Origin of the sequence: Dyadobacter psychrophilus, from assembly GCF_900167945.1 — a bacterium.
GTDB lineage: Bacteria > Bacteroidota > Bacteroidia > Cytophagales > Spirosomataceae > Dyadobacter > Dyadobacter psychrophilus.
Window position 1 is genome coordinate 350,582 of record NZ_FUZA01000006.1, and the last position, 15,457, is coordinate 366,038.

The 15,457-nt window shown below is 45.2% G+C and carries 11 protein-coding genes; 5 read left to right on the plus strand and 6 right to left on the minus strand.

Translation table 11 applies throughout. From position 1 onward, the window contains the following. Window position 1 precedes the first annotated feature (1 nt). The 3 genes from B5X68_RS21535 to B5X68_RS21545 all read right to left on the minus strand — a co-directional run bounded on the left by B5X68_RS21535 (window position 2) and on the right by B5X68_RS21545 (window position 2,951). The gene (locus B5X68_RS21535) at window positions 2-1,012 is read right to left on the minus strand and encodes a zinc-binding dehydrogenase (protein ID WP_082216823.1); all 1,011 of its coding nucleotides are present in this window, start codon (window positions 1,010-1,012) and stop codon (window positions 2-4) included. A gap of 11 nt (window positions 1,013-1,023) precedes the next feature. Continuing rightward, complete coding sequence (locus tag B5X68_RS21540) at window positions 1,024-1,809, minus strand: NIPSNAP family protein (RefSeq protein ID WP_082216824.1); 786 nt, start codon at window positions 1,807-1,809, stop codon at window positions 1,024-1,026. A gap of 110 nt (window positions 1,810-1,919) precedes the next feature. Beyond that, window positions 1,920-2,951 (minus strand): PorP/SprF family type IX secretion system membrane protein, encoded by a 1,032-nt coding sequence (locus B5X68_RS21545; protein ID WP_082216825.1) that lies wholly within the window; start codon window positions 2,949-2,951, stop codon window positions 1,920-1,922. 293 nt (window positions 2,952-3,244) lie between these two features. Between B5X68_RS21545 and B5X68_RS21550 the strand changes: the two genes are divergently transcribed. From B5X68_RS21550 to B5X68_RS21560, 3 genes are all read left to right on the plus strand, one after another. Next, complete coding sequence (locus B5X68_RS21550; RefSeq protein ID WP_229208514.1) at window positions 3,245-6,049, plus strand: PKD domain-containing protein; 2,805 nt, start codon at window positions 3,245-3,247, stop codon at window positions 6,047-6,049. A gap of 57 nt (window positions 6,050-6,106) precedes the next feature. Next, window positions 6,107-7,132, plus strand: a complete 1,026-nt coding sequence (gene ruvB, locus B5X68_RS21555) for a Holliday junction branch migration DNA helicase RuvB (protein ID WP_082216826.1) — start codon at window positions 6,107-6,109, stop codon at window positions 7,130-7,132. A gap of 83 nt (window positions 7,133-7,215) precedes the next feature. Next, a complete protein-coding gene (locus B5X68_RS21560; RefSeq protein ID WP_082216827.1) occupies window positions 7,216-7,641 on the plus strand; it encodes a (deoxy)nucleoside triphosphate pyrophosphohydrolase in 426 nt (141 codons plus the stop codon). Here the strand turns inward: B5X68_RS21560 and B5X68_RS21565 are convergent. Next, the gene (locus B5X68_RS21565) at window positions 7,624-8,985 is read right to left on the minus strand and encodes a dihydroorotase (RefSeq protein ID WP_082216828.1); all 1,362 of its coding nucleotides are present in this window, start codon (window positions 8,983-8,985) and stop codon (window positions 7,624-7,626) included. The genes B5X68_RS21560 and B5X68_RS21565 overlap by 18 nt on opposite strands. Window positions 8,986-9,032: 47 nt before the next feature. Here B5X68_RS21565 and B5X68_RS21570 point away from each other — a divergent pair, with 47 nt between their 5' ends. Further along, window positions 9,033-9,725: a ComF family protein gene (locus B5X68_RS21570; protein ID WP_082216903.1), complete on the plus strand. Its 693-nt coding sequence runs from the start codon at window positions 9,033-9,035 to the stop codon at window positions 9,723-9,725. 48 nt (window positions 9,726-9,773) lie between these two features. Here the strand turns inward: B5X68_RS21570 and B5X68_RS21575 are convergent, their stop codons facing one another. Both B5X68_RS21575 and mfd read right to left on the minus strand, forming a co-directional pair. Next, window positions 9,774-11,045: an SUMF1/EgtB/PvdO family nonheme iron enzyme gene (locus B5X68_RS21575; protein WP_082216829.1), complete on the minus strand. Its 1,272-nt coding sequence runs from the start codon at window positions 11,043-11,045 to the stop codon at window positions 9,774-9,776. 175 nt (window positions 11,046-11,220) lie between these two features. Next, window positions 11,221-14,574 carry a transcription-repair coupling factor gene (gene mfd, locus B5X68_RS21580; protein ID WP_082216830.1) on the minus strand — a complete coding sequence of 1,118 codons (3,354 nt, stop codon included), beginning with the start codon at window positions 14,572-14,574 and terminating at the stop codon, window positions 11,221-11,223. A 265-nt stretch (window positions 14,575-14,839) separates the two neighbouring features. On the opposite strand from mfd, the gene pnuC reads away from it, so the two are divergent. Further along, entirely contained in the window at window positions 14,840-15,457 is a 618-nt protein-coding gene (pnuC, locus tag B5X68_RS21585) for a nicotinamide riboside transporter PnuC (protein WP_082216831.1), read from the plus strand.

Genomic DNA, 15,457 nt, shown 5'->3' on the forward strand with positions numbered 1-15,457 from the left:
GCTAGATTTTCAAAACAATTTTCCCGAACTGCTGGCCCGAATCCATTAAGCGTAATGCTTTTTCGGCTTCGTCCAATGGGAAAACTGTGTCAATGATGGGCATAATCTCTTTTTCCTCAACAAATTTGATCATTTCCTGAAACTCAGCTTCGGTCCCCATCGTGGTTCCGATAATGTTGAGCTGTTTGAAGAATACTTTGGCCGGGACAATGTCGGTAATGTTGCCGGTTCCGCCGCCGTAAAAGCAAATTCTGGCACCAGGAGCTGCAATGTCAATCAATCTTGCAAAACCTGCGCCGCCAGCGCTATCAATGATGACATTGAAATAACCCAGCTTCGGTCCTCTTGCCTTAACAAGCAGATCGCGATACCAGGTTGGGATTTTATAATTGATGCCTCCCTTAGCACCCATTTCAATGGCTTTTTGGATTTTCTGATCGGAACCGGAAGTTACCCACACTTCCGCACCGGCCGCAATAGCAAATTGAATTGCAAACAAAGCGACGCCTCCGCCCGCACCCGTCACCAAAACCTTATCTCCCGGCTGCCATTTTGCTCGCGTATGCAATGCGCGCCAAGCGGTTAATGCGCCAAGAGGCAATGTAGCGGCCTGTTCAAATGATAGATAGGCAGGTTTTTGAACCAGATAACGGGCTTCTACTTTGACATATTCAGCAAAAGTCCCGTTATCCGGCAAACCTAATATTTTGTGTTCATCCCCGTAAAAAGCAGGATTATCGCCCCAGTTTTGCGAAGGATTAATGATCACTTCCTTGCCGAGCCATTCAGCATCCACACCTTCTCCCACTTCACTTACTGTTCCTGCTCCGTCGGATCCGGGAATAACGGGCGTCGTGATTTTCGGATAAAGGCCCTTTTGAATCCAAACGTCGCGGTGATTTAATGAAGCTGCTTTCAGTTGAACAACCACTTCATCGGGTCCGGCCTGTGGTTGTTCAACTTCTTCTATAACCAGGGGCTCGTGAAGATTTTTAATGACAGCAGCTTTCATTCAATTCGGGATTAGATATCTGAGTAGTCGGTTGGAGTCAAGAAGAAGCTTGTATTTTTTGATACATTATTCTGATACTCCGGGTTCACTTTCAATTTATTCCATTCCGCATCTGCGCTGAATGCTTTCCAATGTTCGTCGCGGGACGCTTTATTGTCGAAAGTGGTCATGTACATTAAGTTAGGCTGATGGCTGCCCGCAATCACTTCTGCATAGAACACTGCATTGAAGCCCAATCTTTCAAAAAGAGGAACCTCTCCGCCGTCATTGAACATCTTCACTTTATTTTGATAAATTTTTTCCGTGTGACCTTCGTAACTGCGCAACTCATAAACGCGGTCTGCTTTTGGTCCTGTTAATCCTGGCTTCTTGTGCATCGGCATGCCCGTAAATGCTTGCAAAACAATGGTTTCGTAGCGCGCATAAGGAGGATTTTTGTATTCGGCATCAATGTAATCTTTGCCCGCGGAAGCATATGCCGCGTCTTTTGCAAGTGTTTTGGGCATATCCAGCAATTGTTCCAGTGATTTCAATGGTGTGAAAACGTAAATCAGTTTTCCGGCCATTGTATCTGATGCAACAGGTTTGAAAACACCAACATTCTTGATCCCTGCGCGATGCATGGCCGGAATGTAGGCGTCTTTTAGGTAAGCTTCAATTCTCGCTTGCTGATCCGGGTTTTTTAATTGATAGATCTTGATTTCGTAAAATTCTCTTTTCGGGGGAGCTGCAACGGCTGCAAATGCAACAGCCATAAATACGAGTAGTAAGGTTTGGAATTTGGAACGGTGGTTCATGAAAACTTATAAAAATTAAAATGGTGATTATTGTGGTTAAAAAAGACGACAAATCCTTTGCTCTACCCTAAATCGCCATTATAAGATTTAATTTTCCCTGAAAGGCCGTATCAGAATTTAGGACAAGACAATTGTTTTTTGCTGCTCTTGCTGCGTCTCGGCTTGGATTCGATGGGATCAAAAATGTAGGATAACGATATTTCGTGCGCCCCGCCGCTGCTGGCACCGAGCGTTGATATCGTCAAGTCGTAGCTGTAACCAATTGAAAATTTATCCTGGCGATAACCAGCGAGGAAAATGAGCGCTTCGTGGTTATTGATGTTCTGTTCGTATTTTTTGAAAGGAATGCCCCGATACCAAACTCCCAAAACCAATGGTTCAATGGTTGCATACAAACCCGCATCAAACTGGTCGTATTTGCCTTGCTTTTTGTACATAATTGCAGGAGAAATCGTCTTTTCCTTATCAATTTCATCTCCCAAGAATGTATAACCTGCAAAAGGAATCCTTAATCCAGCCTGAAAACTGGTCTTAACCGGCAACCTTGCTTCCGAAACCGAAGAAAATGCCTGGTTAGGACGATTTAGATGATGTGCCGAAATTCCCGCCCAATACCAGTCAGAATAAAGCATTAAGCCAGATCCAAAATCCGCATAGTTTACATTCGGCCCGCCTTGCGCAAATGGATCCTCCGAAGGCTGTCCGGTAAGTCCACCATTATTATATTGATCACCAAATGTCAGTCCGAAATAATCCAGTTTCCGGGAAGCAAACCCACCCTGGATTCCGAGGCGGAGCGATGTCACTTCATTTAACCGGATCTGGTAAGAATACTGAAGTGCTACATCCGTTGATTTCAGGTTACCGAGGCCCTGGCTGTCCATGGTTACCAAAACACCAAGCCCGCTATTATAATTGGGCAGAAAAATATCGGCACCCACGGAAGTTGTTACAAAGTTCGCTGACAATGATGGCCACTGATTTCTGTAATTGATCGTAGCACGCGGTGCAAGCGCTCCACCGGCAAGTGCCGGATTCAGATACAGGGGATTCGCATAAAATTGCGAAAACTGCGGGTCCTGGCTCCAACCTTTCAGGCAAAGCAGTGTCAGTACAAAAAGGAGAAGTAAACGCTTTATCATAAATATTTCTTATTGCCGCACGTTAATGAGCGGAGGGAAAACAAGCTCAAAAAAAATACAAAATTAAATTCACAAAATATCATCAAATTGCGTATTAATATTCAAATTAGAGTGGTTTTTACGACATTACCGCACAAAATTTTAACATTTTATTTTCGTTAGTATTGTCAGGTAATCCGAATATTAATTGTGGTGGCGTGGGGTGTTTGAACTAGTAACGAAACATGGGGCGATTTTATAATAAGTACCAACAAATATTTTATTCAACATTCTTTCTCATACTGCTGACCACAGTGTTTGCAAACGCGCAGGACTTTAAAGTCGAAGGGCAGTGTATGCAGAACCCGGATTGCGAAGCCGATTCAACAACATTCAGTGATACGCTAAGTACGGCTATTGCGTGGCAATGGAGTTTTGGAGAAGGCGGCGCGACGGATAACCGGCGAATTGCGCAGCATTCCTACCTCGCACCCGGGCAGTATAATGTAACATTGACTCGTACGATCAGAGGCGGGACAACGCAAACGGTTTCAAAAGTTGTTCAGATTGGCGAGTTACCGCCCGCATTTCAGGAATGGAAAACGGATACGACGATTTGTCCTGGCGATACGTTAATCCTGGATCCTTATCCCCAAGGTGCACCGGATGGGGCACGATATGTCTGGTATCCCAAAGGCGACACGACGCAAACCTTAAATGTTGATAGCTCAGGCTGTTACTCCGTAGAAGTGATCTTGCCTAATGGTTGTAAAATCCAGGATCGGATCAATGTGAAGATCTGTATGGAACCTTCCAATCAGGAAGGAGCTAAGTGGTTTTTCGGTGGAAATGCAGGACTTGATTTCTCAAATAATCCGCCCACGCCGATTACCGACGGCAAGCTGAATACGCCCGAAGGAACCTCATCCATAGCCAATTCCAAAGGTCAATTACTGTTTTATTCTGATGGAATAACAGTCTGGAACAAGAACGGGGACGTCATGCCCTGTTTCGAGCAGCCCAATTGCCCGCCGCTAAAAGGAAGCCCGAATTCCACCCAATCCGTCCTTATTGTCCCGCAGCCCACTTGTAAGGGTTGTGAATATTTGTTCAATGTGTTTACAACTTCGGATATCAATGGTGAAAAGCTGTTAACCAAAAGCGTTGTGGACATGCGCCGGAACAATGGCCTGGGTGCGATCATTGAAACAAACACAGTATTACAACAACCTACAACCGAACGTATAGTGTCTGCACGTAATGACCGCGACAGCACTTATTGGGTTATTTCTCACGATTACGGAACGAACAAATTTCGCATTTTCCACGCTACAACCGGCGGTTTAATAGAAAGCAGCGCTCCTGAGCTCGGTATGAAGCATGATAGCCTGGGAAAAGCAGAAGGTTATATGAAATTTTCCTCGCCTGACAGCGCCACAGGGCAGCGCAGACTGGCGGTGATTATCCCCGGCCCACCAAAAAATTATGTTGAATTATTCAGTTTCAATGATTCAACAGGCACATTAACCTATGATAAAACCGTAGATCTGGGAGCCGCGCCGCCCACAGCTTATGGAATTGAGTTTTCGCCCAGCGGGGAGAAAATGTATATTTCATTCTCCGGCGAAAACGGCACCAGTTCTTATTTAAAACAGTACGATCTCACATTACCCGACAGCTTGCTGACAGAAACGGCGATAACCATTGACAGTTCTGCCAACCGAAAATTCGGTGCTTTGCAATTTGGCCCTGATGGAAGGATTTATATGGCGATTGAGGGCAGTGAATATCTCGCCGTTATCGGTGAGCCGGAAGGGAATTCTCTTACGGGCGTTGAGTATGAGCGTGATGCCGTAAGTTTGGGTGGTAAAAAAAGTCAGTTAGGTTTGCCAAATATGGTGCAGGATTTCACGCAGGAATCGTCCGGTCCTGGATTTGAAGCAAGCGGTTTTTGTACCAATGAACCCACAACCTTTGAAGCAAGCCCGATTTGCGACCCGATCGAAGATACTTACCAGTGGGATTTCCTGGGTGATGGAAGCTTTACAGCCCCTTCCAAAGAGCAAAAAGCAACCTATACTTATACAAAACCAGGCACTTATATGGTGCGTATGCGCGCGACCAATAAATGTAAAGACACCACCATTGTGCAGGAAGTCGTTATTTTCGAAACACCTCCTCCGATTAATCTGGGTGCTGACAAAGACACTTGCGGCGCTTTTGTTCCTTTGGATATGGGCGTTCAGGCAGAGGTGTACGCCTGGATTCACCGTGGCAGGGTGGTTGGCCGCCAGAAAACATATAATGCGGTTGCGACTGGCCGTTACATTGCTGTTGCCTTCAACGGTCCGCAAGGAGAATGTTTTTCTGCCGACACCATTGAAATTACATTACGACGCCCGCCAGCATTTTCGATCGGGCCTGACACGACGTTATGCCGCGACAGTTCTATAGTATTAACTGTTCAAAGTGACCGCTGGATTGAATACAATTGGAGCACCGGCGAAGACACAAAAGAAATCACTGTTGGTGAGGCCGGTTCTTACTTTGTGATTGTGAAAGACCGTAATGATTGCTACAACTCAGACACCATTCAGGTTGGCGAGCGGCCTTCACCGATCCTGAATCTATTGCCTGAATATGCGATTTGCATTCCAGATGGTCAATCGGTTATTCTGGATGCGAATGGACAAGGCGTGCAGTCCTACGAATGGCCACATTCCGGCGACACGACGCGTACGGTGACTGTTGGTGCTGAGGGAAGTTACACGGTGATCGCTGTGAATAAAGAGGGCTGTGTGGCGCAGCAAACGACCGAAGTTGTAGACCGGTGCGAGCCCAGGTTCTTTATTCCAGATGCATTTACACCGGACGGCGAGGGCCACAACGAAATTCTGGAAATTTTCGGGGCATATTATACCAATTTTTCAATTCGCATCTATAACCGCTGGGGTGAGGTAATTTATGCTTCTACAAACATTGAAGACCGCTGGGACGGGACATACAAAGGCCTGAAAGTGCAGCCCGGAGCCTATCCTTATGTGATCTCTTACGAGGCGCTTTACTATCCCGAACGCGCACCAAATGTGAAGCGTGGTTCGGTAATGATCATCCGGTAAGCTTCTTTTTGCAGATTAAAACGAGTATTTTTGGTTAAGTTTATTTAGCCGATTATTATGCGTCAGGATTATTTGTCCGGAGATAAAGAAAATCTTTCCAATACTGAAAAAGAAATTGAGCGCGCATTGCGACCGCTTACTTTTGATGACTTTACGGGTCAGGACAAAATTCTGGAAAACCTTAAAATTTTTGTGCAGGCCGCGCGCCAGCGTGGCGATGCGCTCGATCACGTCTTGTTGCACGGCCCCCCGGGATTGGGAAAAACGACTTTATCCAATATTGTGGCCAATGAGCTGGGCGCAGGAATAAAGATCACTTCCGGCCCTGTTTTAGACAAGCCCAGCGATCTTGCGGGTCTGCTAACCAACTTGCAGGAACACGACGTGTTGTTCATTGATGAAATCCACCGTTTAAATCCCATTGTTGAGGAATATCTGTATTCAGCGATGGAAGATTACAAAATCGACATTATGCTCGATAGTGGCCCCAATGCACGCAGCATTCAGATTGGATTGAATCCTTTTACATTAATCGGTGCCACAACGCGCGCGGGCATGCTTACGTCGCCTTTGCGTGCACGATTTGGTATTAATGCACGCCTGGAATATTACGACGCCCAATTATTATCCACAATCTTAAAACGCTCCGCCGCTATTCTCGGCACTCCGCTGGAAGAAGACGCAGCATTCGAAATTGCCCGCCGCAGCCGCGGAACCCCTCGTATTGCAAACAATCTTTTGCGTCGCACGCGTGACTTCGCGCAGGTGAAGGGCAATGGTAAAGTTACTGTTGAAATAGCTGAAATTGCTTTGCTGGCATTGGATGTAGATCAGAACGGGCTTGATGAAATGGACAATCGTATATTGTCAACGATCATTCAAAAATTTAAAGGCGGGCCGGTCGGGCTTTCAACGATTGCAACGGCATGCGGAGAAGAGGCGGAAACGATTGAGGAGGTTTATGAGCCATTCCTGATTAAGGAAGGATATATGAAGCGGACTTCAAGAGGTCGTGAGGTTACGGAGAAGGCTTACAAGCACTTAGGGATCCTGCCAACGTATCGTTCAGGAGAGCTTTTTTAAGATTATACTCCACGAAGTTTTAAGAATTAATCGCGAATTAACTTTGAAAGTAGTATTTTTGCGGTAAATTACTAACCGCCTCTATGATTGAAGTACTGGTTTCCGAAAAATTGGTTGTGAGAGTGCCCTGTGCTGTGATTGAACATAATGGAAAAGTACTGGCTGGACAACGTAGCGCTGCATTATCTTTCCCTTTGCAATGGGAGTTTCCCGGTGGTAAGCAAGAGAAAGGCGAAACGGACGAAGAAACACTCAAGCGCGAAATAATAGAAGAGCTGAATGTTGAAATTGAGATAATAGACAAGCTCCCCGAAACATCAAAAGATCAGGGCTGGCGGGAAATTATTCTCGTTCCCTTCGTTTGCAAACTCAAAACACTCGACATTACATTAACCGAGCACGAACAGATCCAATGGATGGACGCTTCGGAGTTGCCTTCTCTCGATTGGACAGAAGCCGATTTAAATGTGATCGAAAATTATTACAATTATTTAGCGATTGAAAAGTAATCGCTGCCCTTTCTGACTTTCGTTAAATTTCCCGTTTTCATAAACCAGGTTTCCCGACACGAATGTATGTGATACGCTGGACTGGAAATTAACTCCCTCAAACGGCGACCAGCCACATTTCGAATAAATATTCCCTGGTTCCACGGTTGTTTGCGCATTGGTGTCTACTAAAATCAAATCAGCCCAGTAACCTTCGCGTATATAACCCCGGTTGCTGATTTGGAATAAGTCGGCCACAGCGTGGCTCATTTTTTCAACAATTCTTTCAATAGAAATTTTGCCAGCTTTATTCAATTCCAGCATCACATTCAATGTATGTTGCACCAAAGGCAACCCCGAAGGTGCCTGCCAGTAACCCTGCGCTTTTTCTTCAATCGTGTGCGGCGCGTGATCCGTTGCAATGACATCAATGCGGTTGTCCAGCACAGCCTGCAAAATCGCCTCCTTATGGTGTGGCGCTTTGATTGCAGGATTGCATTTGATTTTATTCCCAAGTGTGTGATAATCTTCTGCATCAAACCACAAGTGATGCACACAAGCTTCGGCGGTCACTAACTTGGGTTGGCCATCACTTAATAAAATCTGTCCGTTGGTCCTGATTCCAGGCTCGAAAAGTACAACCTCATCGCCCGTTGAAATGTGGAGAATATGCAGTCTGGTGCCATGCTTATGTGCAAGCGAGCTCGCAAATGTGGACGATTTCAGACATGCCTCTTCGTTCCTGATCAATGCGTGAATATTGTAGGGAACATTCTCACCATATTTTTCCTTGAAATGCTCCATCCGCTGCCGAACTGTAGGCTCGTCCTCGCAGTGCGTGGCGATAATGCAAGGTGCGTTTGCAAATATTTTTTCCAAAACCTCCGGTGCATCCACGAGCATATTGCCCGTTGAGGAGCCCATGAAAATTTTGATCCCGCAAACTTTTGCCGGATTTGTCTTCATTACTTCCTCGTAATTGTCATTGGAAGCACCCATGAAGAAGGAATAGTTGGCCAATGAGGTCTCAGCACCAATCTTGTATTTATCTGCAAGTAATTCCTGCGTAAGCGTGTTAGGAACCGTATTTGGCATTTCCATGAACGACGTTACACCTCCTGCAACCGCAGCTTTGGCCTCCGTATAAATGTTCGCCTTATGGGTCAACCCCGGCTCACGAAAATGCACCTGGTCATCAATGACACCCGGCATCAGATACTGCCCTTTTGCATCAATAACACGGTCTGTCGCGACATGCTGTAAATCTTTTCCGATCCGTTGAATGTGACCATTTTCAATTATTACGTCAAACTCATTGATCTCATTCTCATTTACTACTTGTGCATTTACGATCAGCGTGGTCATTCGGGGTAAATTTTGATGTGATGCAAAGTTATTCAAAACCAGTAAAAATGAATCTGAAAAAAATTTTTAGTGATTTCAGCGATCTGATTTTCCCAAGATGCTGCGAAGCGTGCGATCGCTCACTAGTTGGTAACGAGGCCACCATATGCACTTCATGCATGATTTCACTCCCGAGAATACATGCTAATGGCCTGCATCAGGATGTGATTCGCTACAAGTTCGTAAATGTTCCCGAAGTGGCTCTGACGCATTCTTTTTTACTTTTTACCAAAAAAGGGAAAGTGCAGAGGCTCCTGCACGCATTGAAATACAAAGGGAATAAAGACGTCGGGCTCCTGCTAGGATTTATGTTTGGACAGGAAATGATAGCGACGGGAATGCTGCCGGAAGTTGGCATGATCATTAGCGTGCCGTTACATGCCAAGAAAAAGAAATTAAGAGGATACAATCAGAGTGATCTGCTGGCAGAAGGCTTTTCAAACGCAACCGGCATTCCGTGGTCGCCAACGGTGTTGGAAAGGATAAAACACACTGCAACCCAAACAGGGAAAAGTAAAATGGAACGCCGCGACAATGTAAAAGGTGTTTTTGCAGTAAAAGAGCGCATTGACTCTAAACGCGTGATCATTATAGACGATGTATTAACAACTGGCGCAACGCTCGAAGAATGCGTGCAAACATTGAAAATGGCCGGCTGCGAGTCATTTACGATTTTGACCATTGCATTGGCAGAACATTAAAAAGGCGTTGCTCAATGAGCAACGCCTTCGAATATCTGAAATGAATGTTTATTCTTTGTGACTTCCTGTGGCGATCATCGCGCAACGGAAACCAACCATTGCAGTCGCTGAATCCTGATCCATGTAGCGACGTGTTCCTGGTGAAAGCCAGTATGCAACGTCTGACCAAGAACCGCCTTTGAACACTCTCAGGTTATCATTTACAAGAGAGTTGCTGTTTTTGCTATCGTAATTTTTAGCCTCATCCTGATAACCATCACGACGGAAAGAGTTCAAGTCATTAACGTCACTGTTTGAAAGCGGGCGATAAACGTCATAAACCCACTCACTCACGTTTCCTGCCATGTCATACAACCCGTTGTCGTTTGCTGGATATGAACGAATTTCTTGTGTAATGATAGCTCCGTCATTGGATTTACCTGCAATACCCGCGTAGTCACCAGGACCGCGTTTAAAGTTTGCCAGCATTGTTCCCTGCTTACGGCCACGTGGCTGACGCATTGTGGAACCGTCCCATGGATAAATTCTCTGATTGGACTGGTTCTCATCAGAATATTGTGTTCCGATCATTGCCATAGCAGCGTATTCAAACTCTGCTTCTGTTGGAAGGCGGTATGGAGGCATTACGTAACCACTTTCAATTCTAAGCTGTGGTGCCGGTGCGTCCGTAGAAGCAACTGCTGCATCTGCTGCTGCTGCATCTTTCTTCTTTTTGCCAAAAGAGAAACCTTTTTTCTTCTTGCCTCCCGCTGCTGCTTGCCCTGCTGTATTGTTGGCCTGACTTACCGCTGCTGTTCTCCATGCGCAATAATCATTCGCCTGAACCCATGACACACCCACAACCGGATATAAACGGAAGCCCGGGTGACGCAAATACATGGTTACATATGAATCGTTGAATGATAATTCATTATACCATACGTTGGTATCAGGCAATGCTTTACTGTAAAATTCTTCAGATGAATCTCTTTGAACTGCGTTTAAATATTCAAGATAGTGGACGTTTGCCACCTCTGTCTGGTCCATATAAAAGGATTGGATACTGACAGTACGTTTTGGATTGTCCCGTCTGCTCATCACCTCTTCCTCCAACGAACCCATTGTAAACCGGCCACCTTCGATATAAACAAGGTCGGGGCCTGCTGGCAATGCTTTGTACTGTTTGACCTCAAATCCGTCTTTGCCATTGTAAGCCAAACCCGTTTTAGAGCTTGTTTTACCAGGTTTAAGACTGGTTGGTCGCTTCTTTTTACTACATGAAGTAGCGGCTAATAACACAATCAGAATCAACGCGATCGACCGGATACCCATCTTATGCATGCAAATCATTGCTTTAAAGTGACTTAAGTGTTTGGTATTTTTATAGTATGCGAAATCGCAAATGTAAGAAATGAAAAGAAATTATTTTTAAAAATCAATTATCAGGCCACATTGCATTAATCAAATAACCCGGTCATCGTGACCCCGTCATCGTGACCCGGTCAATGCGACCCAGTCATCGTGACCCGGTCATCTCCATAAGGACCTTCCTGGCTTGCTCTATGCTTTTGATGTCTTCACAAATGAGCATTAACTTACCTTTCTGGTCTTTTAAAGCAATTTTTCTTGGGTGTTGTTTAATATAATCAATCACCATTCCGAACTTCGGAGACTGAAAGAATTCATCGTTCTGCGAAGTAACGAAGTAGCCTTTCAATGTATTGCTTTTCAAAGTTAATTTTTCAAAGTGCAAAAGCTCCGCTTCCCATCGCAAACGCACCATTTTCAGCAAATCTTCTACTTCCGCAGGAATCGGGCCAAACCGGTCTAAAATCTCTTTCTCAAACCTGCCCAGTTCGTCCTCGGTCGAAATATTGTCAAGGCGGGTATATAACGACAATCTTTCTGAAATATTTTTGACATAATCGTCCGGAATCAATGTTGCAAAATCCGTCTCGATCTGACAATCCGGAACCAACTTTGAAGGCAAGCCTAATGCAGTCGAGAACAGATCTTTAAACTCATTATTTTTCAATTCAGAAACCGCTTCATCCAGCATTTTGTGATACAATTCATACCCCAGATCGTTCACAAAACCGCTTTGCTCCGCACCAAGCAAGTTCCCGGCGCCACGAATGTCCAAATCGCGCATAGCGACTTTGAAACCGTCACCTAACTCAGAAAATTCTTCCAATGTTTGCAAACGCTTCCGCGAATCGCTTGCCAGTGTAGAAACAGAAGGTGTCAGCAAATAACAAAAGGCCTTTCTATTGGAACGCCCTACACGCCCGCGCATCTGGTGCAGGTCAGACAAACCGAACATATGCGCCGAATTGATAATGATCGTGTTCGCATTCGCAATGTCAATTCCAGACTCAATAATGTTGGTTGAAACCAGCACATCATATTCGCCTTCGATAAAGTTGACCATTACTTTTTCGAGCTTATCACCGTCCATTTGGCCGTGCGCAACGCCTATGCGCACGTCAGGAACGAGCCTTAATATAATGTTTGCGATGGATTCAATGTCGTTCACGCGGTTATGGACGAAGAAAACTTGCCCGCCCCGCTGCACCTCAAAGCTGATCGCGTCGCGGATAAACTCTTCACTGAATGTATGCACTTCCGTCGTAACCGGCTGACGGTTAGGCGGCGGCGTTGCGATCACCGAAAGGTCGCGTGCACCCATGAGCGAGAAATGCAATGTTCTTGGAATAGGCGTCGCCGTTAATGTCAAAACGTCCACATTAACCCGCATTTCTTTGAGCCTGTCTTTGGCTTTCACACCGAATTTCTGCTCTTCATCCACGATCAGGAGCCCAAGATCTTTGAATTTCACATCCTTATTCAGAATGCGGTGTGTTCCTATTAATATGTCAATTTTGCCTTCCTCTGCTTCTTTCAGTGTCTCTTTAATCTCTTTTGGTGATTTGAAACGGTTGATATAACCCACTTTTGCAGGGAAATCGCCCAATCGCTCGCTGAATGTCTTGAAATGCTGCATTGCCAGAATGGTGGTAGGAACCAAAACGGCAACCTGTTTACTGTCACAAACGGCCTTAAATGCTGCCCGGATCGCAATTTCTGTTTTACCAAAACCCACATCCCCGCACACCAGCCTGTCCATCGGATGCGCTTTTTCCATATCCTCTTTTACATTCGCAGTCGCCGTGGCCTGATCGGGCGTGTCTTCATATATAAAGGACGATTCCAGCTCAGCCTGCATATAATTGTCAGGCGAGAACGGAAACCCGGGAGCTTGCCGACGCTTGGCATACAACGCAATAAGTTCGTGCGCGATGTCTTTGAGCTGCTTCTTAACCTTTGATTTTTTGGCTTCCCACTCACCCGAGCCCAGCTTGCTCATGGCAGGCGGTGTGCCTTCCTTGCCTGTATATTTCGCAATTTTGTGCAGGTTATGCACGCTTACGTAAAGCAGGTCATTATCTCTGTAAATAAGCCGGATCGCTTCCTGCTCTTTACCATTTACATCTTTCCGCTCCATGCCCGCAAATCGTCCAATCCCATAATCCACATGGGTTACAAAATCACCTGGATGCAGTGATTTGAGCTCTTTTAATGTGATCGCCTTTGATTTGCTGAACTTTTCTTTGAGCCTGTATTTATGAAAACGGGCAAAAATCTGGTGGTCCGTATAACAGGCAACCTTTAAATTGTCGTCCACAAATCCCTCTCGCAACGAAATGTGCATGGGCCGGAATTTGACAAATGGGTCCAGGTCTTCAAAAATCCTTTCGAGTCGGTCGAGCTGTTTAGGCTGCTCGGCGACGATAATGTTGACATAACCTTTCGATTGATTTTCAGAAAGGTCGTCAAGCAATCTTTTGAAGTCTTTATTAAATGAAGGCTGTGGCTTGGAAGAATAGGGAAGCTTGTTCTCTGTTTTGAAATAACCTTTTTTACCAAATTCTACGGTTTTAAACTTCTTAACCTGATTCAGAAATCCCCGGCGCGTTTCAAAAAGGTCCTGCGGATTGGAAACGATCTGAATGCCGCCGCCCGTGACTTCCTGCAGTGCTTTTTCCGCTTTTTCAAAACAATTTTCAATAATTTCCAATGTCAGCTCAGCATCCTTAAACCACAACACCGTTTCGGGAGCAAAGAAGTTAAGGAACGACTCGCGCGTTTCATGCGAAAGTTTCTGCTGAATGTCCGGCACAATGTTGATCTGCTTCGCCGTTTCAAGCGAGAGCTGCGTGTCCGGATCGAAGGAACGAATGCTTTCCACTTCATCCCCAAACAGCTCGATACGAAATGGATGTTCATTAGCGAAAGAAAAAACATCCAAAATCCCGCCACGGACTGAAAATTGACCTGCCTCAAAAACAAAGTCAGCAATCTCAAACCCATAACTGGTCAAAAACTCCGTCAGGAACGACGGATCGAGCTTTTCTCCAACCTTAACCGAGAATGTATTGGCTTTCAGTGAACGCTTGTTGATCACTTTTTCAAACAGAGCTTCGGGATAAGTGACAATTTGCGTTGGCACCGATTTGCTGGCGCTGAGCTTATTAAGAATTTCGCCGCGCATCAGCACATTGGCATTATCCACCTCTTCGTAATGATATGGGCGCTTATAAGAAGTTGGATAAAACAGGACCTCGGTTTTGCCGATCAGATTCTGCAAATCGTTCTGGAAATAAGCCGCTTCTTCTCGATCACTCAAAATGTAAACGGCGGGGCCCTTCTTTTTTTCCTGAATGGACGCAGCAACAACCGCATCGAGGCTCCCAACCAATCCTTTGATTTGAACATGCACCGCTTCGGGATCTTTCGAGGCAATTTGTGTGCTCAGGATGTCCAGATAACTATCTCCCTTGTACAGTGTTAGTAAGTCTTTAACTTCCAATTATATAAAGTAATAAAGCGGTGATTCGCTACGTGAATACAAATGCAAAAAGCCGTTTCAGGATTTTCCCTGACCGGCATTTTAAATAACAATGGATTGGTACAAAATGTTTGCCAATGTGGTCGGTTTGCAAACTGTTGCCAATTTATAAACCGCGTTTCCTGATACAAAAATAGCTCGAAACCCAGAACACGGCAAATTACAAAATTGTTAATCGGCCGGAGGCTAATATATTTAGCCTAATAATTTTTTAAAAACGTAAAATATGACCGATTGGCTCAATCAAACCATTTCATTGGCCGGCATTGCCACCACCTGGCTGGAAATATTGGGCTTTATCACCGGCGTGATCTGCGTTTACCTGAATACACAGCAAAATGTATGGGGATGGTTTTTCGGGATTATTAATGCTGTCCTATATGCCATTGTGTTCTGGCAGGTCAGACTTTATGCCGATACAGGCTTGCAAGGCTATTACTTCCTTACGAGCATTTATGGGTGGTGGATGTGGAAATTTGGTGGAAAAAATCATGACGGGATCAATGTAACGCGAACGCCAGCCCGGATGTATCCTATTTTCGGACTGGTTTTTATCGCTATAACCGCTTCCTGGGGATTTTTATTAGGAAAATTTACAGACGCCAGCCTCACTTATGCAGATTCCGCATTAACCGTCGCCAGCCTGATTGGCCAATGGATGATGGCACGTAAATATCTGGAAAACTGGATATTATGGATCATTGCGGATGCTTGCTATGTGGTTATGTATTTCTACAAAGACCTGCATCTTACCGCAATACTGTATGCTGTTTTTCTTGCCTTAGCTGTTGGCGGTTACGTGCAATGGAAGCGCGATTTATCGCGAAATGCGGCGGTTATCTAG